22 protein-coding genes are annotated in these 24,371 nt (G+C 68.0%); 7 read left to right on the forward strand and 15 right to left on the reverse strand.

What is annotated here, in order from left to right; genetic code table 11:
• Positions 1 to 11: 11 nt before the first annotated feature.
• From OU996_RS06250 to OU996_RS06310, 13 genes are all read right to left on the reverse strand, one after another.
• Positions 12 to 1,322 carry a hypothetical protein gene (locus tag OU996_RS06250; RefSeq protein ID WP_267584771.1) on the reverse strand — a complete coding sequence of 437 codons (1,311 nt, stop codon included), beginning with the start codon at positions 1,320 to 1,322 and terminating at the stop codon, positions 12 to 14.
• Entirely contained in the window at positions 1,319 to 2,338 is a 1,020-nt protein-coding gene (locus OU996_RS06255; RefSeq protein WP_267584772.1) for a zinc-dependent alcohol dehydrogenase, read from the reverse strand. The genes OU996_RS06250 and OU996_RS06255 overlap by 4 nt, the downstream gene beginning before the upstream one ends.
• A 183-nt stretch (positions 2,339 to 2,521) precedes the next feature.
• Entirely contained in the window at positions 2,522 to 3,850 is a 1,329-nt protein-coding gene (gene hisD / locus OU996_RS06260) for a histidinol dehydrogenase (protein ID WP_267584773.1), read from the reverse strand.
• Positions 3,851 to 4,006: 156 nt separating this feature from the next.
• On the reverse strand, positions 4,007 to 4,786 hold the full coding sequence (locus OU996_RS06265; RefSeq protein ID WP_267584774.1) for an SDR family NAD(P)-dependent oxidoreductase: 780 nt from the start codon (positions 4,784 to 4,786) through the stop codon (positions 4,007 to 4,009).
• A 7-nt stretch (positions 4,787 to 4,793) separates the two neighbouring features.
• Complete coding sequence (locus tag OU996_RS06270) at positions 4,794 to 5,000, reverse strand: hypothetical protein (RefSeq protein WP_267584775.1); 207 nt, start codon at positions 4,998 to 5,000, stop codon at positions 4,794 to 4,796.
• A gap of 412 nt (positions 5,001 to 5,412) precedes the next feature.
• Positions 5,413 to 6,252, reverse strand: coding sequence for an ABC transporter ATP-binding protein (locus tag OU996_RS06275; RefSeq protein WP_267584776.1), 840 nt, complete (start codon positions 6,250 to 6,252; stop codon positions 5,413 to 5,415).
• A 49-nt stretch (positions 6,253 to 6,301) separates the two neighbouring features.
• A complete protein-coding gene (locus tag OU996_RS06280) occupies positions 6,302 to 7,105 on the reverse strand; it encodes an ABC transporter permease (RefSeq protein ID WP_267584777.1) in 804 nt (267 codons plus the stop codon).
• Positions 7,106 to 7,197: 92 nt separating this feature from the next.
• Positions 7,198 to 8,184, reverse strand: coding sequence for an ABC transporter substrate-binding protein (locus OU996_RS06285; RefSeq protein WP_267584778.1), 987 nt, complete (start codon positions 8,182 to 8,184; stop codon positions 7,198 to 7,200).
• 409 nt (positions 8,185 to 8,593) lie between these two features.
• The gene (locus tag OU996_RS06290; RefSeq protein WP_267585618.1) at positions 8,594 to 9,055 is read right to left on the reverse strand and encodes a flavin reductase; all 462 of its coding nucleotides are present in this window, start codon (positions 9,053 to 9,055) and stop codon (positions 8,594 to 8,596) included.
• A 182-nt stretch (positions 9,056 to 9,237) separates the two neighbouring features.
• Positions 9,238 to 10,578: an NtaA/DmoA family FMN-dependent monooxygenase gene (locus tag OU996_RS06295; RefSeq protein WP_267584779.1), complete on the reverse strand. Its 1,341-nt coding sequence runs from the start codon at positions 10,576 to 10,578 to the stop codon at positions 9,238 to 9,240.
• A 3-nt stretch (positions 10,579 to 10,581) separates the two neighbouring features.
• A complete protein-coding gene (locus tag OU996_RS06300; RefSeq protein ID WP_267584780.1) occupies positions 10,582 to 11,436 on the reverse strand; it encodes an ABC transporter ATP-binding protein in 855 nt (284 codons plus the stop codon).
• A 3-nt stretch (positions 11,437 to 11,439) separates the two neighbouring features.
• Positions 11,440 to 12,258: an ABC transporter permease gene (locus OU996_RS06305; RefSeq protein ID WP_267584781.1), complete on the reverse strand. Its 819-nt coding sequence runs from the start codon at positions 12,256 to 12,258 to the stop codon at positions 11,440 to 11,442.
• 280 nt (positions 12,259 to 12,538) lie between these two features.
• The gene (locus OU996_RS06310; protein WP_267584782.1) at positions 12,539 to 13,621 is read right to left on the reverse strand and encodes a putative urea ABC transporter substrate-binding protein; all 1,083 of its coding nucleotides are present in this window, start codon (positions 13,619 to 13,621) and stop codon (positions 12,539 to 12,541) included.
• A 145-nt stretch (positions 13,622 to 13,766) separates the two neighbouring features.
• On the opposite strand from OU996_RS06310, the gene OU996_RS06315 reads away from it, so the two are divergent.
• From OU996_RS06315 to OU996_RS06325, 3 genes are all read left to right on the forward strand, one after another.
• Positions 13,767 to 14,429 (forward strand): TetR/AcrR family transcriptional regulator, encoded by a 663-nt coding sequence (locus tag OU996_RS06315; RefSeq protein WP_267584783.1) that lies wholly within the window; start codon positions 13,767 to 13,769, stop codon positions 14,427 to 14,429.
• Positions 14,430 to 14,565: 136 nt separating this feature from the next.
• Positions 14,566 to 15,018 carry a (2Fe-2S)-binding protein gene (locus OU996_RS06320; protein WP_267584784.1) on the forward strand — a complete coding sequence of 151 codons (453 nt, stop codon included), beginning with the start codon at positions 14,566 to 14,568 and terminating at the stop codon, positions 15,016 to 15,018.
• Positions 15,019 to 15,023: 5 nt separating this feature from the next.
• Positions 15,024 to 17,237, forward strand: coding sequence for a xanthine dehydrogenase family protein molybdopterin-binding subunit (locus OU996_RS06325; protein WP_267584785.1), 2,214 nt, complete (start codon positions 15,024 to 15,026; stop codon positions 17,235 to 17,237).
• A 126-nt stretch (positions 17,238 to 17,363) separates the two neighbouring features.
• On the opposite strand, the gene OU996_RS06330 is transcribed toward OU996_RS06325, so the two are convergent.
• Complete coding sequence (locus tag OU996_RS06330) at positions 17,364 to 18,254, reverse strand: LysR family transcriptional regulator (protein ID WP_267584786.1); 891 nt, start codon at positions 18,252 to 18,254, stop codon at positions 17,364 to 17,366.
• A gap of 91 nt (positions 18,255 to 18,345) precedes the next feature.
• Between OU996_RS06330 and OU996_RS06335 the strand changes: the two genes are divergently transcribed.
• Entirely contained in the window at positions 18,346 to 19,353 is a 1,008-nt protein-coding gene (locus OU996_RS06335; protein WP_267584787.1) for an NAD-dependent epimerase/dehydratase family protein, read from the forward strand.
• On the opposite strand, the gene OU996_RS06340 is transcribed toward OU996_RS06335, so the two are convergent.
• Positions 19,309 to 20,223 carry a LysR family transcriptional regulator gene (locus OU996_RS06340; RefSeq protein ID WP_267584788.1) on the reverse strand — a complete coding sequence of 305 codons (915 nt, stop codon included), beginning with the start codon at positions 20,221 to 20,223 and terminating at the stop codon, positions 19,309 to 19,311. The two genes, OU996_RS06335 and OU996_RS06340, sit on opposite strands and share 45 nt — an antisense overlap.
• 182 nt (positions 20,224 to 20,405) lie before the next feature.
• On the opposite strand from OU996_RS06340, the gene OU996_RS06345 reads away from it, so the two are divergent.
• The 3 genes from OU996_RS06345 to tkt are packed head-to-tail and all read left to right on the forward strand — an operon-like array spanning position 20,406 to position 24,363.
• Positions 20,406 to 21,431, forward strand: a complete 1,026-nt coding sequence (locus OU996_RS06345) for a class 1 fructose-bisphosphatase (RefSeq protein WP_267584789.1) — start codon at positions 20,406 to 20,408, stop codon at positions 21,429 to 21,431.
• A gap of 11 nt (positions 21,432 to 21,442) precedes the next feature.
• A complete protein-coding gene (locus OU996_RS06350; protein WP_267584790.1) occupies positions 21,443 to 22,318 on the forward strand; it encodes a phosphoribulokinase in 876 nt (291 codons plus the stop codon).
• A gap of 14 nt (positions 22,319 to 22,332) precedes the next feature.
• Positions 22,333 to 24,363: a transketolase gene (tkt, locus tag OU996_RS06355; protein WP_267584791.1), complete on the forward strand. Its 2,031-nt coding sequence runs from the start codon at positions 22,333 to 22,335 to the stop codon at positions 24,361 to 24,363.
• The last annotated feature ends 8 nt before the right edge of the window (positions 24,364 to 24,371 follow it).

Genomic DNA, 24,371 nt, shown 5'->3' on the forward strand with positions numbered 1-24,371 from the left:
CGGTCGTCGTCCTATAGACCCGGCCGGCGGTCGGGGTCGATGGCCTCAAGGAAGCGGGTGACGGTATCATCGCCCTCCACCGGCGCGGAACCGACCATCACCGCCACGCAAAGCCCTATCAGCGAAGAGATTTCCGTGTGGGCCCGCACGCCGGCGCGCAGGTTCATCACGAGAGTGGGGCACAGGAACAGGCCGAGGCGGATCACCTGCCGCCAGTCCGGCGGTAGCATGTTGCTGTTTTTGAGATCGGCCAGCAGGGGGCGCCACACCTCGCGCGCCTTCACGGCCAGCAGCTCGGCGCGGATGGGCGAGAGCCGCCAGTCGGTCTCGACAATGAGGCGGCCGGGCTCCAGCGCCATCTCGGCGCTGAACCACTCGCTCGCCAGCGACGGCTCATAGAGCCAGAACGGATGGGCGAAGATGTTGTGAAAGCTGGTCTTTATCTCCGCCAGCAGGCTCGGCACGTGCTCGCCGGCAAAGGCCGGATCGAAATAGGAGAGGGTTGCCCGCTCGCCCTCCCGGCTGAACCAGACATTGGCGTTGTGCGCGTCGCCATGGGCGACCACGCCGCCGGCATCCGCAAGATGTTCCGGGCGCAGGCGTTCTTCGGCGGCGGTGAAGAGCTCGCCCAGCGTGCTGGCATAGGTAAGGCCGTTCACGGTGAAGCGGCGGGTGGAAAGATCGTCCCACTCAAGCACATGGCCGGGCAGCGGGAAGCTCTGGCCGACATAGAAGTCGCGGTAGCGCCCGCCGGGGAAGGCGTAGGGAGCGCGGTCGATCAGCCGCTCATGGAACAGGCGGTGGATCGGCTCGGCGCTCGCCTCAGCCGCTGAGATCGGGTGCAGCGTGTCGCGATAGGTGGCGCTAAGGCTTTGGGAAAGCTGGCGTTCTGCTTCCACCGCGATGGCGCGGGACACGGGGTCGTCGGCGAGGTCGAGGGTGCGCAGCACGTCGGAAAAGCGCGGCTCGTCGCGGCGGCGATAGATCAGGATCTGCTCGCCGGGCAGGGTCGACATCAGCACCGGCTGGTCCACCGGCAGGCCGGCGCGGGCGAGGATGTCGGCGCGGTAATATTCTCCGGCCATGCCTTCCTCGCCTTCCTCCTGATGGAACTTGAAGAAGAAGGCGCCGTCCTGCGTGTCGAAGAATCCGTTCAGCGAATTCAGGCTGTACTGATCGAGATTGACCGTCAGATTCAATGGCTTGATGGCGAAGAGGTCGGCCAGCAGGGCAGCCAGCGGTGCCTCCGCCGCCGCCGGATCGCGCAGCGCCAGAGCGCGGATATGGGCGGTGCGGCTCGGCGTCGGATTGTCGGGTGTCATGATACCCCTTGCGGGCGCAGGATCGTCTTCAACCCGGTCGCCTCGCCGGCGAGAAGCCGGGCATAGGCGGCGGGCGCGGCGTCCAATTCCACCTGCTGATCCACGAGGCCAGTCAGTGCAGTGTGGTGGACGGTCAGTGCAGTGAGTGCAGTGGGGAGTTCATCGGTGAAGGCGTGGCAGCCGATCAGGCTCACCTCGCGCTCGACCAGCAGATTGGGGTCGATGTCGAGCCGGCCGTGAAAAATGCCGACGAGGCCGATCCGCCCGCCGCCCTCGACACAGCCGATGAGATGGCCGAGCGCCGCCGTGCTCCCCGTGGCCTCGATGGCGGCCATGGGCAGGCCCCCCTTGAGCGCCGCGCGGATCGCTTCCGCCTCCAGCGGGACGATGGTCGCCCCGGTCACCTCAGCCACCCTTTGGGCGCGAGCGGCGTTGCGGTCGGCGACCAGCAGGGGCCCGTCATGCTGGCGGGCGATGAGCAGGGCGCAGAGCCCGCCAATGGTGCCGCAGCCGAGCACCAGCACCGGCTCGCCGGGCTGGAGCGCGAGGCGCCGCAGCGTGTGCAGGGCCACCGCCAGCGGCTCGGCCATGGCGGCCACCGCCGGGTCGATGGCGGGGTCGACCGGCAGCAGCAGGCGCGCGGGCAGGTTCACCTCTTCGGCGAAGCCGCCATCGCAGGCCTCGCCGACAAAGCCGAGTTTTTCGCAGAGGTGATGGCGCTGGCCGAGGCAGGCCGGGCACGTCCCGCACCAGAAGCGGGAATCGGCGACGACGCTCTGGCCGACGCTCAGTCCCTCAACGCCCTTACCCAGCTCCGCGACGATGCCGGTAAGTTCATGGCCGGCGACGGAAGGGGCGCGGGTGATCCATTGCCCGGTGCGGAAATTATGCAGGTCCGAGCCGCAAATGCCGGCCGCCGTCACGGTGAGCCGCACCCAGCCGGGCGCGGGCGTGCCCGGCGCGGGGATGTCCTCGACGCGCAGGTCGCCAGCGGCGTGCAGGCGGACGGCTTTCATAGCGAACGGTCCCTGATTGTTCCCGATGCCGAGGATGCCAAAGACTCGTGCGCTGGATCCCGGATCGGCGTTCCGCCTTCGGCGTCACTGGTCCGGGACACGGGGGTTGTTTCCCGGACAAGCTGCGCGCCGCGCGGCGCCGATCCGGGATCCAGCGGAAAACCCTTCGGCCAAATCCTCAACTCACCCCTTCAGCAATTCGTCGCGGATTTCCGACACCGCGTTCTCGTGGCTGGAGAAGCCCTCATAGCGGGCGAGGCGGCGGGCGTGCTGGGCGAATTCGGGATAGGCGCCGGCGGTGACATAGCCGATGGAGGAGCGCTTGAGGAAATCCGTCACCGAGAGCGGGCCATAGGTGCGGGCCCAGCGGCTGGTCGGCAGCACGGCGTTGGGGCCGAGCACGAAATTGGCGATGGTGACCGGCGTGTGCGGCCCCATCAGCACTTCCGCCGCCTCGGTGATGCGGCCGAGATGGGCGAAGGGGTCGGTGGAGAGGATTTCCAGATGCTCGGGCGCATAGGCGTTGATGAAGTCGATGCTCTCCTGAACGGATGAGGTCAGCACGATGCCGCCGCACTTGCCGGTGAGGACCGCTTTGGAGAAGGCGACGCGCTGCTCGCTCATGCGCGCCCAGAGGCCCGGCAGGGCTTTCAGCGCGGCCTCGGCCACCTCGCGCGAATGGGTGACGAGATAGGCGGAGCTGTCCGGCCCATGCTCGGCCTCGATCAGCAGGTCCAGCGCGGCGACCGCGCCATTCACCGTGCCGTCGGCGAAGATGATGGCTTCCGATGGGCCAGCCGGCAGGCCGGTGTCGATGATGTCGGAGAGCAGCCGCTTGGCCGCCACCAGCCAGGGCGAGCCGGGGCCGACGATCTTGATCGCCTTGCCGACGGTCTGCGTGCCATGGGCGACCGCCGCCACGGCCTGCGCGCCGCCGCTTTTATAGACCGTCTCGACGCCAGCGAGCCGGGCGGCGACCAACGTGGCCGCGTCCACGCCGCCATCCTCGGTCGGCGGCGTCACAATCGCGATGTTCGGCACCTTGGCGACGCTCGCCGGCACGGCGGTCATCATGGTGACGGAGGGAAAGGCGCCCTTGCCGCGCGGCACATAGAGCGCGACGGAGGAAATCGGCGTCCAGCGGTCGCCGGCGAAGGCGCCGGGGCGCACCTCCTTCAGCCACATCGGCTCGGGCGCCTGCTCCTCATGGAAGCTGCGGATGTTGGAGATGCCGAAGCGGATGCTGTCGATCACCTCGGGGGCGACCTTGGTGAAGGCCTCGTCGAACTCGGCCTCGGTCGCCTTGATCCGGTCGGGCGACAGATTGGCCTTGTCGAAATCGCGGGCGAAGCGGGCCAGCGCCGCGTCGCCCTCGGTGCGCACCGCCTCGATGATCGGGCGCACCTTGTCGATGAAGCCGGAGAGATCGGTTTCCGAGCGCTTGAGCAGGGCGGCGCGGCCGGTCGCGTCCAGCGTCGCCAGCTCGTGAAGGTTGCAGATGGAATCCGCCATGGTTCAGGCCCTCAACATCACGTGTCGCGGGGCAATATGTACATACATATTAGCCCGCCCGTGAGACCAAAATTTTCGCGCCACCTGCCCAATTCGCGGGCGGGTGGGACGCGGCGCGGGCCCCAGATCGAAGCCAAAATCAGATTGAGGCCAAAATCAGATTGAGGCCAGGAAGCCGCCATCGACCGGGAAGCACTGGCCGGTGATGTAGCCGGAGGCGTCGCTGGCGAGGAAGATGACAAGGCCGGCGAGGTCGCCCAATTCGCCGAACCGGCCGAGCGGGATTTTCGGCAGCATGGCCGCCTGCCAGGCGGGATCGGCGTAGAACACTTCCGTCATCGCCGTGCGGAAATAGCCGGGCGCGATGGCGTTGACGCGGATGCCGAGCGGCGCCCACTCCGTCGCCAGCGCGCGGGTCATGCCGAGCAGGCCGGTCTTGGACGAGCCATAGGGCACGGCGGTTGGGATGCCGACCTCGGAAGTGAGCGAGCACAGATTGATGATGGCGCCGCCGCCTTTGCCTGCGCCGCCCGCGCGCATCGCCTTCGCGGCCGCCTGCGCGCAGAAGAAGGCGCCCTTGAGATTGGTGTCGAGAATGGCGTCCCACAGCGCCTCCTCCACCTCCAGCGCCGGGCAGACCTGCTCCATGCCGGCATTGTTGACGAGGATGTCGAGCCCGCCCAGCGCGGTGGCCGCCGCCGCGACGGTTGAGCGGATGCCGGCGACATCGGTGACGTCGAGCGCCAGCGGGATGGCCCGTCGGCCATGGGCTTCGATGGCGGCTTTCGTCTCCGCGAGGGAGGCCGCGTCGCGCGCGGTGATCGCCACATCCGCCCCGGCGGAAGCCAGCGCGGTCGCCAGCGCCGCGCCGATGCCGCGGCTGGCGCCGGTGACGAGGGCGGTGCGGCCGGTGAGGTCGAACAGGGGCTGGGTCATCGGAGGTTCACTCGGGTCGGCGTTGTCGCGGCGGGACGTCGTGGATGGCCGGGCCAAGCCCGGCCATGACGGTGTTCTTTTGGCTGTCGGGCCATTCCCCCCGCACGACGTCATCCCCGGGCTTGGCCCGGGGATCCACGACTTGGGGCCGGGCGCAGGGCGGGAAGGCGTGGAGGACCGGATCAAGTCCGGCCATGACGGTGTTCTGTTTCATCGGGCGTCGTCTCCCAAGAGGACGCCCTGACGGTTGTTCTGTGGGCTGTCGGGGCATCCTACCTCCCAAACCACGTCATCCCCGGGCTTGACCCGGGGATCCACGACTTGGACCAGATGCGCCGTGGAAGTCGTGGATGGCCGGATCAAGTCCGGCCATGACGGTGTTCTGTTTCATCGGGCGTCGTCTCCCAAGAGGACGCCCTGACGGTGTTCTGTGGGCTGTCGAGGCATCTCACCCCCCGCACGACGTCATCCCCGGGCTTGGCCCGGGGATCCACGCTTTTGGGCCGGGTGTGTGACGGCAAGTCGTGGATGGCCGGGCCAAGCCCGGCCATGACGTGGTTCTGTGGGGTGGGCGACTGGCATTTGGCGGAAGGGGTAGTCGTCCGCGCCGCCCCTCAATCCCGCCCTCAGTGCTCATCGTCCTTGATCTCGTTCTTCAGGAGCTCAAGGATCTGCCGCTTCACCGCGATGAAGGCGGGGTCCATCACCATGTCCATCGAGCGCGGGCGGGCGATGGGGACGATGATCTCCTCCTTCAGCCGGCCGGGGCGGGCGGTCATCACATAAATGCGGTCGCCGAGCAGGATGGCTTCGTCAATGTCATGGGTGACGAAGAGGACGGTCTTGCGGTTCTCCTCCCACACCCGCAGCAAGAGCTTCTGCATGGTGTTGCGGGTCTGGCTGTCCAGCGCGCCGAAGGGCTCGTCCATCAGCAGGATCTTCGGGTCGTTGGCGAGCGCGCGGGCGATGGCCACGCGCTGCATCATGCCGCCGGAGAGCTGCTTGGGGTAGGCGTCGTGGAAGGCGGCGAGACCGGTCTCGTTGAGGTAGCGGTTGACGATCTCCTCGCGCTCGGCCGCCGGCACCTTGCGGCGCTTCAGCCCGAACTCGACGTTCTCCCGTACGGTGAGCCAGGGGAACAGCGTGTAGGACTGGAACACCATGCCACGATCGGGGCCGGGGCCGTCCACTTCCTCGTCGCCGAGCAGGATCTCGCCCGAGGTCGGTTGGGCGAGGCCGGCGACGAGATAGAGCAGGCTCGACTTGCCGCAGCCGGACGGGCCGACGATGACGGCGAACTGGTTGTCCGGCACGTCGATGGAGATGTTGTCGATCGCCACCACGGTCTTGCCGCGGGTCGCATATTCCAGCCGCACATCCTTGATGCGCAGGCTCGGCTCCACGGCGGCGGAGGCCTCGGCGGGAGTGGCGGGCGCGGGAACGCGCAGGATTTCGGCGGCGCTCATGGGAGGCCCTTTCGTTCTCAGTTGGCCCGGTTGCTCAGCGCGTCCCGTCTCAGCTCGCCCAGGGCACGAGGCGCAGGCGGATGAGGCGGAACACCGTGTCGGTGAACAGGCCGAGCAGGCCGATGACGGCGATGGCGAGGAAGATCACGTCGACCTGGAAGCCGCGCATCGCCTTCATCGAGATGTAGCCGAGGCCGGAGGAGGCGGCGACGAGTTCGGCAACCACCAGATAGGTCCAGGCCCAGCCCATGGTGATGCGCAGCGTGTCGACGATGCCGGGCAAGGCGGCGGGGGTGAGCACATGCAGCAGCGCGTCGCGGCGCGAGGCGCCGAGCGTGTAGGAGGCGTTGAGCAGGTCTTTCTGCACGCCGCGCGAGACATCGGCGATCATGACCAGCTGCTGGAAGAAGGTGCCGAAGAAGATGACCATGATCCGCTGCTCGATGCCGATGCCGATCCACAGGATGAACAGCGGCACGAAGGAGGTCACCGGCAGATAGCGGATGAAGTTCACCAGCGGCTCGAGGCCCGCCTGCACCACGCGGAAGGTGCCCATGAGCAGGCCGAGCGGCACGGCGAGGACGGAGGAGACGAGGAAGCCGATGACGACGACCTGAAGGCTGGCCCAGATGTGCTGGGCCAGCGTGCCATCGTCCAGCAGGCGGAAGAAGGCGCCGACCACGGCGGTCGGCGAGGGCAGGAAGATCTCCTGCATGAAGCCGCCATAGGTGGCGAACGACCACAGGCCGATGACCACGAACCAGACCAGCGTCGAGACGAGATAGCGCAGCCCCGCCGGCACCTCCTCCTTGGGGGTGAGGCAGAGATCAAGGGTGGAACGCTTGCGGGCCATAGGGCTGTCTCAGGCTATCTCGAACGGTCGGGGACGGCGGGTGGGGGAAGGGGCGCCCGCCAGGCGGGCCTCGAAGGGCGCCCCCTCGGGCCTCACTGGGTGAAGGACGGGTCGATGATCTCGGCATAGGTGATCGGCTTCTTGATCTTGCCGAGGTCGGTCCAGATCTCGTTGCCGAGGGCGATCACTTCCGTGACCTTGCCGGGCTTGTCGGGCGTGCCGAGGTAATCAATGGTCATCGCCTTGTCGTAGAACTTCACGCCCGAGGCGGCGTCGGCGAAGTCCTTCGGCTCGGAGAGATAGCCGCCCACGCCCTTGGCCATGATGGCATAGGCCTTTTCCGGGTTGGCCTTGATGTAGTCGACCGCCTTCTGCAGGCCCATCACGAAGCCCTTCACGTCCTTCGGGCGGTCCTTGATGACCGAGCAGGAGAATTCCAGCACGTCGACGATGACGCCCGGGGTCGCTGCGCTGTCGGTCAGCACCTTGCCGACATTCTTGGTCTTCACCATGGTGAGGTTCGGCTCCCAGGTGACGGCGGCGGGCACCTGGCCGGCGATGAAGGCGGCGGCGGCGGCGTCGGCGCTCATGTTGAGCACTTCCACGTCCTTCAGCGGCAGGCCCTGCTTCTTCATCAGGTAGGAGAACCAGAACTGCGAGGTCGAGCCCTCGTTCAGCGCCACCGTCTTGCCCTTGAGGTCGGCGAGCGAGTTGATCTCCTTGAGCGAGACCATGCCGTCGCCGCCATGGCTCTCGTCGAACAGGGCGACCGCCTTGAAGCAGAAATTGTCCGAGCGGTACTTCAGGATCTCGTCCAGCGTGGTGGCGGTGCCGTCGAGCTTGCCGGCGGCCTGGGCGGCCATGGCGAGCGCGGAATCGTCGACCACCTGAAGCTCGACGTCGACGCCGTTCTCCTTGAAGAAGCCGAGCTCCTTGGCGAGGTAGAGCGGGCCGTAGCCGACCCACACCGTGTGGCCGATGGAGATCTTGCCGGCGGCGGCCGGCTGGGCGGCGGCGACCGCGAGAACGGCACCGGTGACGGCGCCGGCAAGGCACCGGCGGAAGGCAGTGGTCAGCATGATGGTCTCCCTGTGGATCCGGTACTCTCCGGGGCCGACGCCGGGCCATAAGGCTGGCGGCACCCGGTGATGAACTCGGCTGGGTCGGGATCGGGAGTGTCTATCTTTAGCACCGCGAAACCGGCCTAGCGGCAAACAGTTAGCTTCCGTGAGAGGGCCTTCGCCAGCTTAGGGAAGTGGCAAAAACGCTATGCCGAAACGCTTTCTTAGGCACGCCTATGTTTTGGGCGGCGCGCGCCTGTTTCTGTATCAGCGGCCGGGGCGCCGCAGGTAAGCCGTTGGGTCGTGAATCCCCGCGCCTTTGCTTTGGTCGCGCGCGATCCGCGTCACCTGCGCCCTCCGGCCCGTGCCCGGCCCGCCCCGCCGGATGCACGCAAAGCGAGCGCCGCCCGAGACCGCCGGCGCGCCCTTACTCCGGGCTCGCGCCGTTGATGGCGTGGTAGCGGCGGCTGAAATAGATCAGCCCCTCGCGCGCATCCCCGCTCGCCAGCCCCACCACCTCGCAGAACAGCACGTCATGGGTGCCGACCTCGACGGTGCGGGTGATGCGGCAGTCGAAGGCGGTGAGCGCGCCCACCAGCATCGGCGCGCCGGTGGCGGAACGGCGCCACTCGCCGGCGGCGAAGCGCTCCTCGACCGGCTTGCCGCCGCCGAACATGTTGGAGAGCGTCTCGTGGCCCGGCGCCAGCGTGTTGACGCAGATGACGCCATTGGCGTGGACCACGGCGCTCGCCGACGAGCCCTTGTTGAGGCACACCAGCAGCGTCGGCGGCTGGTCGGTGACCGAGCACACCGCCGAGGCGGTGAAGCCGTGCCGCCCGGCCGGGCCGTCAGTGGTGACGATGTTCACGGCGGCCCCGAGGCGCGCCATCGCATCGCGGTACTCCTGCCGCGTCACCGCGGGGCCCGGTTCCGCTGCGGGAGCCGGAATGATGGTCTCGGCGGAGCCCGCCGGCTGCCACTGTCCCATGGAACGCCTCCTTCGGCATTAAGGGTTGTAAGCCGACTAAGGAGGGGCGGCGGCGCCGTCCCTCCCTTGAATCGCGACGCGGCTCAGAACTCGCGCAGATTGTCGCGCAGGAGCTGGTGCTTGTATTCCTTGCGGGTCAGGCCGCGGGCCTGCAGCTCCGGCACCAGGCCGTCGCAGATCTCGGTGATGTAGCGGCGCGAGACGCGCAGCACCGGCGTGGTGATGAGGAAGCCGTCGCCGCCGACCTCGGCCATGGCGGCGCCCATCTTCTCGGCGACCTGCGCGGGGGTGCCGATCAGCTCCATGGAGGAGACGAGGCCACCGCCGCCCGCCGCCGCCAGCTCGCGCAGCGTCTTGCCCGAACCCCATTGCTGGAACTTGTCGAGCGTGCCGGATTCGCCGTTGGTGACCAGCTTTTCCGGCAGCGGCTTGTCGAGCGGGTATTGCGAGAAGTCGATCTCGGTGATGGCGGAAATCGAGATCAGCACGTCGGTGACGAAATTGTCCGACATGGTGACGTTGCGGTAGCGGGCATGCGCCTCCTCCTCGGTCTCGCCGAGGCTCGGGCAGATGCAGAAGAACACCTTGATGTCGTCGGGGTTGCGGCCGAGCTTCTCGGCGCGGGCGCGGATGTCGGCGCGGAACGCCTTCATGCCCTCGACGCCATTGGCGACCGAGACGATGGCGTCGGCATAGCGCGCGGCGAAGTCACGCCCGCGCGGGGAGGCGCCGGCCTGGAGGTAGACCGGGCGGCGCTGCGGCGAGGGCACGGTGTTGAGCGGGCCGCGCACCTGGTAATAGGTGCCCTTATGGTCGATGGTGTGGACCTTCGAGCCGTCGGCATAGATGCCGTTCTTGCGGTCGAGCACCACGGCGTCCGGCTCCCAGCTGTTGAACAGCTTGTCGCAGACTTCCAGATACTCCTCGGCCATGGCGTAGCGGTCCTCGCGCGGAGGCAGCTTGTCCATGCCGAAATTCTTCGCCATCAGGTCTTCGGCCGAGGTGACGACGTTCCAGCCGAAGCGGCCCTTGGTCAGGCTGTCGATGGTGGAGGACAGCCGCGCCAGCATGAAGGGCGGGTAGGCCATGGTGGACATGGTGGCGACCACGCCGAGATGCTTGGTGGCCATGCCCATGGCGACCGCGAGCGGGGCGGGATCGGCCTTCGGCACCATCATGGCGTGCTTGAGCGAAATGTCGCGCGAGCCGCCATAGGTCTCCGGCACCATCAGCTTGTCCTCGATCATGATGAGATCGAAGCAGGCGCGCTCCATGGCCTGGGCCATCTCGATATAGAACTGGCCGTCCCACGGATTGCCGCCCTGGCCGAAGGGCTCGCGCCACTCGTCGGGCGTGAAGTTCATGAACCAGGCGAGGTGGAAGGGCTTGGGGGCGGCGGCAGGCGCCGTTTCGGTGGCAGACATCGTTCAGTCCTTCACGAGAAGCCGCGCCGGCGCGGGGCCAGCGGACGGGATCGGTGACGCGGGAGTGGGGGTGGAGGAGACGAGGGTGAGGCGCACGCGTTCGCGCTCGGCCTCGAACTGGCGGGATTCGCGCACGATCCGGCACTTCGCCTCGTAATCGGAGACGATGGTGGCGCCGAAGCGCTCGGGCGCCTGCGGATCCTTGCGCGGGCGGTCCACCGCGATGACGCGGGTGCCGAGCAGGAAGGCCTCGGGCAGATCATGCGTGACCATGACGATGGTCATGCGGTTCTCTTCCCAGAGCTCGCCGACCAGCTGGTGCATCGATTTGCGGGTGCCGGGGTCGAGCGCGCCGAAGGGCTCGTCGAGCAGCAGCACTTTCGGCTTCATGATGAGCGCCTGCGCCAAGGCGAGGCGCTGCTGCTGGCCGCCGGAGAGCTGGGCCGGGTATTTCCGCGCGTGCTCGGCAAGGCCGACGCGGGCGAGCAGCGTCATTGCCTGCGCCTCCAGTGCCCGGCGCCTCTCCCCAAAGAACCGGCCGAGGATCGGCGACCCTGCCCATTGCGGGCCGAGCATCACGTTTTCCAGCACGGTCTTGTGCGGGAAGACCGAGTAGCGCTGGAACACCACGCCGCGATCGGCGGTCGGCTCGGCGGCGATGGGCTCGCCGTCGATCAGGATTCTTCCACGCGTGGGCACTTCCTGGCTGAGCAGCAGGCGCAGCAGCGTGGTCTTGCCAACGCCCGAGGGGCCGATGATGACGAGGAATTCGTGGTCGTCGAGCGACAGGTTGACCTGCTCGAGCACGATGCGCTCGTCATATTCCTTCCAGACATTGTCGAAGAGGATCGTGGTCATGGGTCAGGCCGCCTTGATCCGGTCCCAGGGATAGGCGGCGGCCGCGAGCTTGCGCAGGCCCCAATCCATGAGGAAGGCGAGCAGCGTGATCCAGACGACATAGGGCAGGATCACGTCCATCGCGAGATAGCGGCGCACCAGGAAGATGCGGTAGCCGAGCCCGCCCTCGGCGGTGATCGCCTCGGCGGCGATGACGAACAGCCAGGCGGCGCCGAGCGAGAGCCGCACGGAATCGATGAGGCGCGGCATGACCTGCGGCAGCACCACGCCCGTCACCATCTGCCAAGTCGAGGCGCCCAGCGTCTGCGCCTTGATGATCTGCTCGGTCGGGATGGCGGCAACGCGCAGCATCACGTCGCGAATGATGAAGGGCGCGATGCCGAAGACGATCAGCACGATCTTCGAGGCCTCGCCGAGGCCGAAGATGATGAACAGGATCGGCAGCACGGCGAGCGGGGGAATGAGCGAGAAGGCGGCGAAGAACGGCTCGAACATCGCCCGGAGGTAAGGGACGAAGCCGACGGTGACGCCGAGCACCAGCCCGAGCACGGCGGCGATGCCGAGGCCGACGAACAGCCGCCAGAGCGAGAGCCAGGTGTCCCACCACAGCAGATACTGCTTGGTGGCGATGTCCAGCGTCGTCGCCAGCCGGGCCATCGCCGCATAGAAGGAGGCGAAGCCCGGCATCAGCTTGTCGTTCGGCTCGATGGCGAGCCGGGCGTTCGAGGCGATGAGATAGATCGCGATCACCGCCACGAAGGGCAGAGCGGCGAGGATCAGCTTCACGCCGGGGCGGGGCGCGTAATTGATGATGCGACGCATGGTGTGGCCTCTACTTCCCTCTCCCCGACGGGGAGAGGTGGCCCGCGAAGCGGGTCGGTGAAGGGGCTGCTTTCGTGTCCCGGCCCAGCGGAGGCGAAGCCGGAGCGCCGAGCCGGGACCCAGCGCAAAACTTTTCGGCAAAGCCTCAATTGGTCGGCCAGGCCGTCACGCTCCGGGGATTTGCCGGCTTTCGCCGAGCCTTACCCTGGGCCCCGGATCATCGCTCCGCTCGCGCGTCGCTTGTCCGGGGCGCGGGCGGCACGGCGTGCCGCCGGCCAGCTCACAGCTTCCCGTCGACCGCCAGCTTGGTGAAGCTCGGGTTGATGCGCATCTTGATGTTGCCCTTGTCGCCGAGCACGGCGCCGCTGGCGACCTCGATGCCGATCGAATCGACGCTGGTCGCGCCCTGGCCGAACAGGCCCTGCTGGAAGCAGAAGGTGCGGATGCTGTCCCAGATCTTGGCGTTCTCGGCCACGGTCAGGAAGTCATAGGCTTCCGCCGGGGTGTAGAAAAAATGGGTGGTGTCGAGCTGCGCCTGCAGGCCGCTGGCATCGGTGCCCATGGCGCTCGTCATCACCGACCGCATTTCCTCGCCCTTGGCGCCGCCGGCCTTGAGGATGCCGAGCGCTTCATACCAGGCGCCGATCACCGCCTTGGCGAAGTCCGGGTTGTCCTTCAGCACATCGGTCTTGCCGATGAACACGTCCATGATCTCGCCGGGGATCTGCGCGCTGTCGAACAGCTTGGTGGCGCCCTTCACCTTCAGCATGTCTTCGGTGAGCGGCTTCCAGGAAACGGCGTGCTTCATCGCGTCCTGCGAGATGAAGGCGGCGGCGATCTCGGCGTCGGAGATGTTGATCGCCTTAGCGGCGGCCGGATCCTCGATGCCGGCCTTCTGAAGGGCGCGGTTCAGGAGGTAGTGCGAGACGGAATATTGCAGCAGGTACACGTCCTGCCCGGCGAGTTCCTTCACGTCCTTGGCGGTCTTGGAGACGATGAGGTCGTTGCCGTTGGAATAGTCGGTGATGAGGAACACCGAGGTGTCCACCCCGCCGGCCGCCGGCATGGTCAGGCCATCCATCGAGGCGACGCCGACCGCGTCGATGTCGCCGGCGATGAACTGGTTGACGCCGCCGACATAATCATTGGTCTGCAGCAGATCGACCTCGATGCCGTATTTGTCGGCCCACTTCTTCATGATGCCCGACTGCTTCATGTAGGCGAAGGGCATGAAGCCGATATAGACGGTGTAGGCGACCTTGAAACTCTTCTTGGGGGCGGCGTCGGCCGGGTTCTGGGCGGCGCCGGTGATGGCGGCGGTCAGGCCGGCGAACAGCACGGCGGCCCTAAACATGCGCTTCATGGGGACGGCTCCTGGTCGCTCTAGGCGGGGCGGGCGGGACCAGGTTATTAAACGTTGACTTAATTAGGCCTGCAAGCCTAACAATTGAGCACGCCTAGCATATAGGCGAGGCAAAAAATTCCGTAGAATTACGGAGGGAGAGAGCATGACCGCCAAGGCCGCGCGCAAGCGCCTGCAGCCCAGCGAACGGCGCGCCATGATCCTCGACGAAGCGTTGCGGCTGTTCGCCGAGCGGCATTTCGCGACGGTGGCGGTGCGCGACATCGCGCAGGTCTGCGGCATCAATGTCGGGCTGCTCTACCACTATTTCGACAACAAGGAAGACCTCGTCCGCCGGGCGCTGGCCTACGCCATTGACGAGCTGGTGGCGGGCTATGAGGCACGCCGGCTGGCGAGTGGCGAGCCGCTCGCCCAGATCCTCGCCTGGGTGGAAACCCACGCCGCCATCACCCCGACCATCACCCGCATGGTGAAGCTGATGGCTGATTACGCCACCTCCGGCCTGCGCGACCCGGAGCTCGATACGCTGATCGCCGGCTTCTATGCGCGCGAGAAGGTGCTGCTGGAGGATGCGCTGGAGCGCGGTGTCGCCAGCGGCGCCTTTCCCCCGCTCGACACGGCCAGGACCGCGCGGCGCATCGGCCTTGTGCTCGACGGCATCTTCTTCGCCTCGGCCAGCCGCGGCGATGATCGCATCGTCGAGGATGTCCGCGATCTCGCCGATTTCGTCCCGGTGATGCTGGGCGTCGCGCCCGTGACGGCGGGCACCCGTGCGAATTCGGAAGGTCTTGTAAACGTAGGAATATAGCTCACCGAACGGTGATTAGATGATCGTCATCATGATCTCCTAGCTTCCCGGCAGGAGCGCACATTCGGAAATCGTCGTCGGCCGGGATGCCCGGCGATTCCCTTTGCTGCGTCCTCACCCGCAAGGAGAGGGCGACATGAAATTCACACTCAACGGAACCGAGCGGACGGTCGAGGCGGCGGGCGACATGCCGCTGCTCTGGGCGATCCGCGACATTGTCGGGCTCACCGGCACCAAATTCGGCTGCGGCGCGGCGCTGTGCGGCGCCTGCACCGTGCATGTGGACGGGACGCCCGTCCGCTCCTGCCAGACCAGCCTTGCCGATGTCGAGGGCAAGAGCGTCACCACCATAGAGGGCGTGGGCGGCGAGGTCGGCACGGCGGTCGTCGCCGCCTGGCGCAAGCTCGACGTCGTGCAGTGCGGCTACTGCCAGTCCGGCCAGATCATGTCCGCGATCGGCCTGCTGAGCGAGAACCGCAAGCCGAGCGATGCCGACATCGACGCCGCGATGGATGGCAATGTGTGCCGCTGCGCCACCTATCAGCGCATCCGGGCCGCCATTCACGACGCTGCCTCCAACCTCGCGTGAGCGCCATGCACCTCATCACACCGGATCAATACCGCCAGATGCTGGCGAGCCTCGCGCCGGCGACGGTTCCCTCGCGCCGCACCTTCATCAAGGGCCTCGCCGCCGCCGGCGGCGCGCTCGTCATCGGCGTGCATTTCCAGGCGGGCAAGGCCTTCGCCGCGACGCCCGCCGCCGCTGCCGCGCCGGCGCCGAACGCCTTCGTGCGCATCGCGCCCGATAGCACGGTCACGGTGCTGATCAAGCATCTCGACATGGGCCAGGGCGTCACCACCGGCCTTGCCACCATCGTCGCCGAGGAACTCGACGCCGACTGGAGCCAGGTGCGCGCCGCCTTCGCCCCGGCCAATCCGCAGGTCTACAACAACCTGCTGTTCGGCCCGATCCAGGGCACGGGCGGCTCGACCTCCACCGCCAATAGCTGGGAGCAACTGCGCAAGGCCGGCGCCGCCGCCCGCCACATGCTGATCGCCGCCGCCGCCGAGAAATGGGGCGTGCCGGCCTCCAGCATCACCATCGCGAAGGGGGTGCTGACGAGCGGCACCCGCACCGGCTCCTTCGGCGACTTCGCCGAGGCCGCCGCCAAGCTTCCGGTGCCGGCCGAGGTGACGCTGAAGGATCCCAAGGACTTCACGCTGATCGGCACCAAGCTGCCGCGCCTCGATTCCGTCGCCAAGACCGACGGCACGGCGATCTACGCGCTCGATGTGCGCCGGCCGGGCATGCTCACCGCCGTGGTCCGCCGGCCGGACCGCTTCGGCGCCACGGTGAAGAGCTTCGACGCCACCGCCGCCAAGAAGGTGCCGGGCGTCACGGACGTCGTGGCGGTGCCGAGCGGCATCGCCGTGCTCGCCACCAACACCTGGGCGGCAATGCAGGGCCGCGAGGCGCTGACCGACATCGTCTGGGACGAGAGTGCCGCGGAGACGCGCGGCACCACGGAGCTGCTCGCGGAGTACCGCGCCCTTGCCAAAACGCCCGGCAAGCCGGCGGCACGCCGGGGCGACGCGGCGAAGGGGCTGGCGGGCGCGGCCAAGACCGTTGAGGCCGAGTTCGCCTTCCCCTATCTCGCCCATGCGCCGATGGAGCCGCTCAACTGCGTCATCGAGAAGACGGCGGAGGGCGTGACCATCACCACCGGCTCGCAGTTCCAGACCATCGAACAGGGCGTGACGGCGGCCATTCTCGGCCTCAAGCCCGAACAGGTGACCATCGAGACGGTGTGGGCCGGCGGCTCCTTCGGCCGGCGCGCCAACATCCCCGCCGACTACATCGCCGAGGCGGCGACCATCCTCAAGGCGACGGACGGGCGCGCCCCGGTGCATCTCGTCTGGACCCGCGAGGATGACATCAAGGGCGGCTTCTACCGCCCGATGTTCCTGCACACGGTACGCGCCGGCGTGACCGCCGACGGCAAGATCGCCGGCTGGGAGCAGCGGATCGTCGGCCAGTCCTTCATCATCGACACACCTTTCGAGGCGTTCATGGTGAAGGAGGGGGTGGACGGCACCTCGGTGGAGGGCGCCTCCGACACCAATTACGACATCACCAACTTCGCCGTCGACCTGCACACGCCGAAGGTGAAGGTGCCGACGCTGTGGTGGCGCTCGGTCGGCCACACCCACACCGCCCATGTGGTGGAGGTAATGATCGACGAACTCGCCCATGCGGCCGGGCGCGATCCGGTGGAGTTCCGGCTGGAGCTCTTGAAGGACAAGCCGCGCCATACCGCCGTGCTCAAGCTCCTCGCCGAGAAGGCGAATTGGGGGCCGAAGGCGGGGCAGGGCAAGGGGCGCGGCATCGCCCTGCATGAGAGCTTCAACTCGGTGGTTGGCAGCGTCATCGACGTGTCGGTGGTGAACGGCCAGATCAAGGTCGAGCGCGTGATCTGCGCGGTCGATTGCGGCATTGCCATCAACCCGGATGTGGTGGCGGCGCAGATCGAGGGCGGCGTCGGCTTCGGCCTCGGCGCGGCGCTGCATGACGAGATCACGCTCGACAAGGGCGTGGTCGAGCAGGCCAATTTCGACACCTATATCCCGCTGCGCATGTCGGAGATGCCGAAGGTCGAGGTGCATATCCTGCCCTCCGCCAACGCCCCAACCGGCATTGGCGAGCCGGGCGTGCCGGGCGTCGCCCCGGCGCTGTCCAACGCCATCTTCGACGCCACCGGCCAGCGCCTGCGCGCGCTGCCCTTCAAGCTCGAAGACTTCAAGGCGTAGATCGCGCCATCGTTCGTCGTCATCCCGGACGCTGCAAAGCGGCGATCCGGGATCGCCCTCCGTACAGCGCGATCCCGGATCGGTCCTGTGGACCGTCCGGGATGACGACGGGATGGGTTTTGGCGGTCATCCCCCCGCGACCGCCCGCATCCCCTCGACCAGCGCGTCGAACACCGCCCGGTGCGGCGCGCTGGCCTTCAAATCCTCATGCATGACGATCGCCACCGACAGGTCGAGGCTGAAGGCGTCGGCCAGCACCGGTACGAGGTCCGGCTCGCGCGCGGCGATCACCTCTTGGCAGAAGCCGATGCCGAGGCCCGCGCGGATGGCCGCCAACTGCGCGAGGTCGCTGTCGGTGCGCAGCGCGAAGGCGGCGCGCCCCAGCATGGGAAAGCGCGCCAGTACCGCGCGGATCGCCGGCGTCTCCGTGTCGAAGCCGATCAGGTCATGCCCGGCGAGGTCGTCGAGGGTCTCCGGCAGGCCCTTGCGCGCGGCATAGGCGCGATGGGCATGCAGCCCGACGCGCAGCGGCGGCAGGCGGCGGGCGAGCAGCGCCTGCTGCGCCGGCGGGGCCATGCGCACGGCGATGTCGGCGGCGCGCTCCAGCACATTCTCCACCGCATTGGTCAGCACCAGCTCGAGGACGAGGCGGGGATGGCGCGCCCGCACGTCTGCCAGCACCGGCGGCAGATGGAGGGCGCCGACCACTTCCGAGGCGCTGATCCGCACGGTGCCGCGTATCTCCCCGGCCGCCCCCGTCGCGGCGCGCCGCAGCGCGGCGGCCTGCGCGGCGAGCGCGCGGGCATGGGGGCCGAGCTCACGGGCAAGCTCGGTCGGGATGAGCCCACGCGGCGAGCGCAGGAAAAGCTGCGCGCCGAGCGCCTGCTCCAGCGCGTCGAGATGGCGGGCCAGCGTCGGCTGCGTCAGCCCGAGCCGGCGGGCGGCGCCGGAGAGCGAGCCCGCTTCCAGCGCGGCGAGGAAGGAGCGGTAGAGATCCCAGCCCGGCTCGTCAGTCATAGATTTACGTATAACAGTGCCACGTATTTCGACAATTCCGTTGAGCTCTTTCCGGGCCGATGATCGCCCCATCAAACGAGAGGAGGTCGCGATGGCGACGAAGACGGTTCTGGTGCTGGGGGCGACGGGCGGGATTGGCGGGGAAATGGCGCGCACGCTGCTGGCGCGCGGCTGGCTGGTGCGCGCGCTCACCCGCAGCGGCACGCCGGGCCTGCGCGACGGCATCGCCTGGGAGCCGGGCGACGCGCTGGTGGCCGAGGATGTGCGCCGCGCCGCCCATGGCGCTTCGCTCATCGTCCATGCGGTGAACCCGCCCGGCTATCGCCATTGGCAGACGCTGGTCCTGCCCATGCTCGCCAACACGCTCGCCGCCGCCCGCACCAATGGGGCGCGCGTGCTGCTGCCGGGCACGGTGTATAATTACGGGCCGGACGTGTTCCCGTTCATTGCCGAGGACGCGCCGCAGGCCGCGCTCACCCGCAAGGGGGCCATCCGCGTGGCGATGGAGCGGGAGCTGGAAGCCGCCGCGGCGCGCGGCGACAGCCCGGTGCTGATCGTGCGGGCCGGCGATTATTTCGGCCCGCGCGCCGCCAATAACTGGTTCAGCCAGGTGCTGGTGAAGGCCGGGCAGGCGCCGCGCGCCATCCAGTATCCCGGCCGCGCCGGGGTCGGTCATCAATGGGCCTATCTGCCCGATGTCGCGCAGACCATGGCGCAGCTGGTCGAGCGCGACGACCTGCCGGATTTCGCGCGCTTCCACATGGACGGGCACTGGGACGGGGACGGGACGCAGATGATCGCCGCGATCCGCCGGGTGCTCGGCGCGCCGGATCTGCCGGTCAAGGCGTTTCCCTGGATGCTGGCGCGCCTCGCCTCGCCGGTGGTGCCGCTGTTCCGCGAGCTGATGGAGATGCGCTATCTCTGGAAGGAGCCGGTGCGGCTGGACAATGCCCGGCTGCGCGCCACGCTGGGGGATGAACCGCACACGCCGCTCGATCAGGCGGTGCGGGCGAGCCTCATCGGCCTTGGCTGCCTGCCCGCCACCCCGCTCGCCTCAGGCCGTGCCGGCGTCGGGGAGGAATTCGGCACCGCGCCGTGACAGGAACTCGGTGAGCGCGGCGGCCGGCGGGGTCTGGCGCTTGGCGGTGCGCTTCACCACGAACCATTGCCGCACCACCGGCAGCCCCTCGACGTCGAGCGTCGCCAGCCGGTGGTCGGCGATCTCGGCGGCGATGGTGTGGGCGGAGAGGAAGGCGAGGCCGAGGCCCGCCATTACCGCCTGCTTGATGGTCTCGTTGGAGCCGATCTCCATGGCGATGCGCGGTTCGATGCCGGCATCCTGAAAGAACCGCTCCATCAGCCCGCGCGTGCCCGAACCCGGTTCGCGCACCAGAAAGCTGGCGCTGGCGAGCGCCGCCGGGGCGATGCGCCGGCCGAGCAGCGGGTGGTCGGTCGGGGCGATGATGACGTGGGGGTGCTCGCCGATCGGGTATTTGTCGACCTCCATATCGACCGGCGGACGGCCGGTGATGGCAAGGTCGATGGCGTCACCGCGCAGCGCCGCGATGATCTCCTCGCGATTGCCGACGCTGAGCACCACGTCGATGCCGGGGTGCAGCCGGGCAAAGGCGCCGAGCGCGCTCGGCACGAAATACTTGGCCGTCGACACGAGCCCCACCGAGACCCGGCCGGACCTCAGTCCCTTCATGGCATCGAGCCCGGCGCCGCAATCGGCCATCGCCGCCTCGATGCGTGAGACGGCGGCCAGCACCTCGCGCCCGGCGGCGCTGGGCTGGAAGCGGTCGCCCGCGCGGTCGAGCAGTGGCAGGCCGAGATGCTCCTCAAGCTGCTGCACCTGCATCGTTACCGCCGGCGGCGTGACGTTGAGCTTGCGTGCCGCGCCGGTGACCGTGCCGGTCTCAACGATGGCGGCGAGGGCGCGAAGCTGCTTGAGCGTGGCATTACGCATGCAACATTACATTTCAGCTAAATTGAAAAGGTATCAAAGAATATTCGAATTTCCTTAGCCCAGCAACTCGGGCAGTGTGTCAGCAACAAGAGGCGTCCGCCGCTTCGGGTCCCCCACTCGAAGGCTCAACGGAAACGACACGCCAAAGGGCAAAAAGCCCTCACAACACTGGGGAAACGCCAATGACACGCCCGACGCTGCACGACCACCTTGAGGGGTGGTCGCAGACGAACGCCCTGCGCCGCGACGTCGCGGCCGCGATCCGCGCCCTTGCCGGCGCTGGTATCCGAATTTCCGAGCTTCTCGCCGCCGGTCCCCTCGCGGGGCAGCTTGCGACCGTGCGCGGCTATCACGAGGACGGTGACAGCCAGAAGGAACTCGACGTCATCGCCGACGATCTGGTGCGCGAGGCGCTGCGCGCCGCGCCGGTGGCGCTGTACGGTTCCGAAGAGGCCGAGGCGGCCGAGCCGCTGAACGAGGCCGGCACGCTGGCCGTCGCGGTCGATCCGCTCGACGGCTCCTCCAACATCGACGCCAATATGAGCGTCGGTACGATCTTCTCGATCCTGCCGCATACGGGCCCGGACGCGCTGCTGCAGCCCGGCAGCGCCCAGCTCGCCGCCGGCTTCCTGATCTACGGGCCGCAGACCTCGCTGGTGCTGACGGTGGGCGCGGGCACGCAGATCTTCGTGCTGGAGCGGGCGAGCGGGGCGTTCCTGCTGGCCGAGTCTCAGGCGCAGGTCGCGCCCGAGACCGGCGAATACGCGGTCAACGGCTCGAATGAGCGGCACTGGGATCCGGCGATCCGTTCCTATGTCGACGATTGCCGGGCCGGGATCGACGGGCCGCGCGCCAAGGATTTCAACACCCGCTGGGTCGCTTCCATGGTGGCCGATGTCTACCGCATCCTCGTGCGCGGCGGCGTCTATCTCTATCCGGGCGATGCGCGCCAGGGCTACCACACCGGCCGGCTGCGCCTCGTCTATGAAGCAAACCCCGTCGCCTTCCTGCTGGAGCAGGCGCAGGGCGCGGCGACCGACGGGCACGATCCGATTCTCGCGCTTCAGCCGACCCATTTGCACCAGCGCGTGCCGCTTGTGTTCGGCTCGCGCAGCGAGGTCGAGTGCATCGCCCGCTATCACCACAACGCATCCGCCATGCCCGAACGCTCGCCGCTGTTCGGACGCCGCGGCCTCTTGCGCGCCTGAAGGAGACGGGCATGTCGATCCATCACCCGATCATCTCCGTCACCGGCTCCTCGGGCGCGGGCACCACCTCGGTCCGCCGCATCTTCGAGCAGATCTTCCGGCGCGAGAACGTCACCGCCGCCTATATCGAGGGCGATGCCTTCCACCGCTATGACCGCTTCGAGATGCGGCGCGTCATGGCCGAGGAGGCCGGGCGCGGCAACCACCATTACAGCCATTTCGGCCCCGATTCGAACCTGTTCGAGGAGCTGGAGGAGACCTTCCGCTCCTATTCCAAGACCGGCACCGGCAAGTCCCGCCACTATATTCACGACGACAAGGAAGCCGAGGAATATGGCAGCGCGCCCGGCACCTTCACCGAATGGGAGGCAATCCCGAAGCCGACGGACCTCCTGTTCTATGAGGGCCTGCACGGCGCGGTGGTGAGCGGCAATATCGACGTCGCCCGCTATGCCGACCTGAAGATCGGCGTCGTGCCGGTGATCAATCTCGAATGGATCCAGAAGATCCACCGCGACCGCTCTCACCGGGGCTATTCGACCGAGGCGGTGACGGACACGATCCTGCGCCGCATGCCGGATTACGTGAACTACATCTGCCCGCAATTCGCCCACACCGACATCAACTTCCAGCGCGTGCCGACGGTGGACACCTCCAACCCGTTCATCGCGCGGTGGATCCCGACGGCGGACGAATCCATCGTCGTCATCCGCTTCAAGAGCCCGCGCGGCATCGACTTTCCCTACCTGCTCTCGATGATCCAGGGCTCCTGGATGAGCCGGGCCAATTCCATCGTGATCCCCGGCGGCAAGCTCGACATCGCGATGCAGCTCATCCTCACCCCGATGATCCTCAATCTCGTCGAGAAGAAGCGGCGCGCCGCCTGATCCGGGAGGACACCATGCTTACCAGCCAGACCCAGACCACGCCCGACGCGCTCGGCCAAACCTCGCTGACGGACCTGCCGCTGCACGACATGGCGAACGCGCTGCGCGCGCTCTCCATGGATGCGGTGGAGAAGGCCAAGTCCGGCCATCCCGGCATGCCCATGGGCATGGCCGATGTCGCGACCGCGCTGTTCAGCCGCTTCATGATGATCGACCCGAGCCGGCCCGACTGGCCCGACCGCGACCGCTTCATTCTCTCGGCCGGCCATGGCTCGATGCTGCTCTACGCCATGCATCACCTGCTCGGCTATGCCGACATGCCGATCGAGCAGATCCGCAGCTTCCGCCAGCTCGGCGCCATCACCGCCGGCCATCCCGAACATGGCCACACGCTGGGGGTGGAGACCACCACCGGCCCGCTCGGCCAGGGGCTCACCACGGCGGTCGGCATGGCGCTCGCCGAGCGCATGATGAATGCCCGCTTCGGCGACGATCTGGTCGGTCACTACACCTATGTGATCGCCGGCGATGGCTGCCTGATGGAAGGCATCTCGCAGGAGGCGATCGACCTCGCCGGGCATCTGAAGCTGTCGAAGCTCATCGTGCTGTGGGACGATAACGGCATCTCCATCGACGGGCGCACCACGCTCTCGACCTCGACCGACCAGATCGCCCGCTTCCGCGCCGCCGGCTGGGACGCGCTCAGTGTGGACGGCCACGCGCCCCACGCGGTGATCGACGCCATTGCCGAGGCGCGGGAGAGCGAGCGCCCGGTGCTGATCGCCTGTCGCACCACCATCGGCTTCGGCGCGCCGACCAAGGCGGGCACCGAAGCCGTGCATGGCGCCCCGCTGGGCGCCGCCGAGATCGAGGGCGCCCGCGCCCGACTCGGCTGGAACCACCCGCCCTTCGAGGTGCCGGAGGCCGTGCGCGCCGCCTGGGCGAGCGTCGCCGCCCGTGGCCGCGCCGCCCGCGAGGCCTGGGAAGCACGGCTTGCCGCCGCGCCCCAGCGCCGCGCCTTCGAGGTCGCGATTGACGGCGAGCTGCCGGCCGATTTCGACGAGAAGCTGGTCGCCTACAAGAAGGAGCTGAGCGACACCGCCCCGAGCGTTGCCAGCCGCAAGGCCTCCGAAATGGTGCTGGGCGTGGTGAATGCCGCGACCGACCTGACGCTGGGCGGCTCGGCGGACCTGACCCACTCCAATCTCACTCACACCAAGGGTCTGGTGTCCGTGAGCCCCGGCAACTATGCCGGCCGCTACCTGCATTATGGCATCCGCGAGCATGCCATGGCGGCGGTGATGAACGGTCTCGCTCTTCATCGCGGTTTCATCCCCTATGGCGGCACCTTCATGGTGTTCTCCGACTATGCCCGCGGGGCGATGCGGCTCTCGGCGCTGATGGGCCAGCGTGTGGTCTATGTGCTGACCCACGACTCCATCGGCCTCGGCGAGGACGGACCGACGCATCAGCCGGTCGAGCATCTCGCCATGCTCAGGGCGACGCCGAACCTCAACGTGTTTCGCCCCGGCGACGCGGTGGAGACGCTGGAAGCCTGGCAGCTCGCGCTGCATGCGGAGGGCACGCCCTCGGTGCTTGCCTTGTCGCGGCAGAACCTGCCGACCTTCCGCACCGAGCACCGTGAGGAGAACCTCACCGGCTATGGCGCCTATGTGGCGAAGAAGCCCAAGCGCCGGCGCGACGTCACGTTGCTCGCCACCGGCTCGGAGGTCGAGATCGCCTTCAAGGCGGCTGAACTTCTGGAGGCCCGCGGGGTCGATGCCGCCATCGTCTCCATGCCCTGCTGGGAGCTGTTCGAGAAGCAGAGCCCGGACTACCGCCGCGCCGTGCTCGGCACCGCCCCGCGCGTCGGCATCGAGGCCGCCGCCCGGCTCGGCTGGGACCGCTGGATCGGCGAGCGTGGCCGCTTTGTCGGCATGACCGGCTTCGGCGCCTCCGCGCCGGCGCCCGCCCTCTATGAGCAGTTCAACATCACACCGGAAGCCGTGGTCGATGCGACCTGCGAGCTTCTGACCTGCGCCTGAGCCGGAGA

Source organism: Ancylobacter sp. SL191 (assembly GCF_026625645.1).
GTDB lineage: Bacteria > Pseudomonadota > Alphaproteobacteria > Rhizobiales > Xanthobacteraceae > Ancylobacter.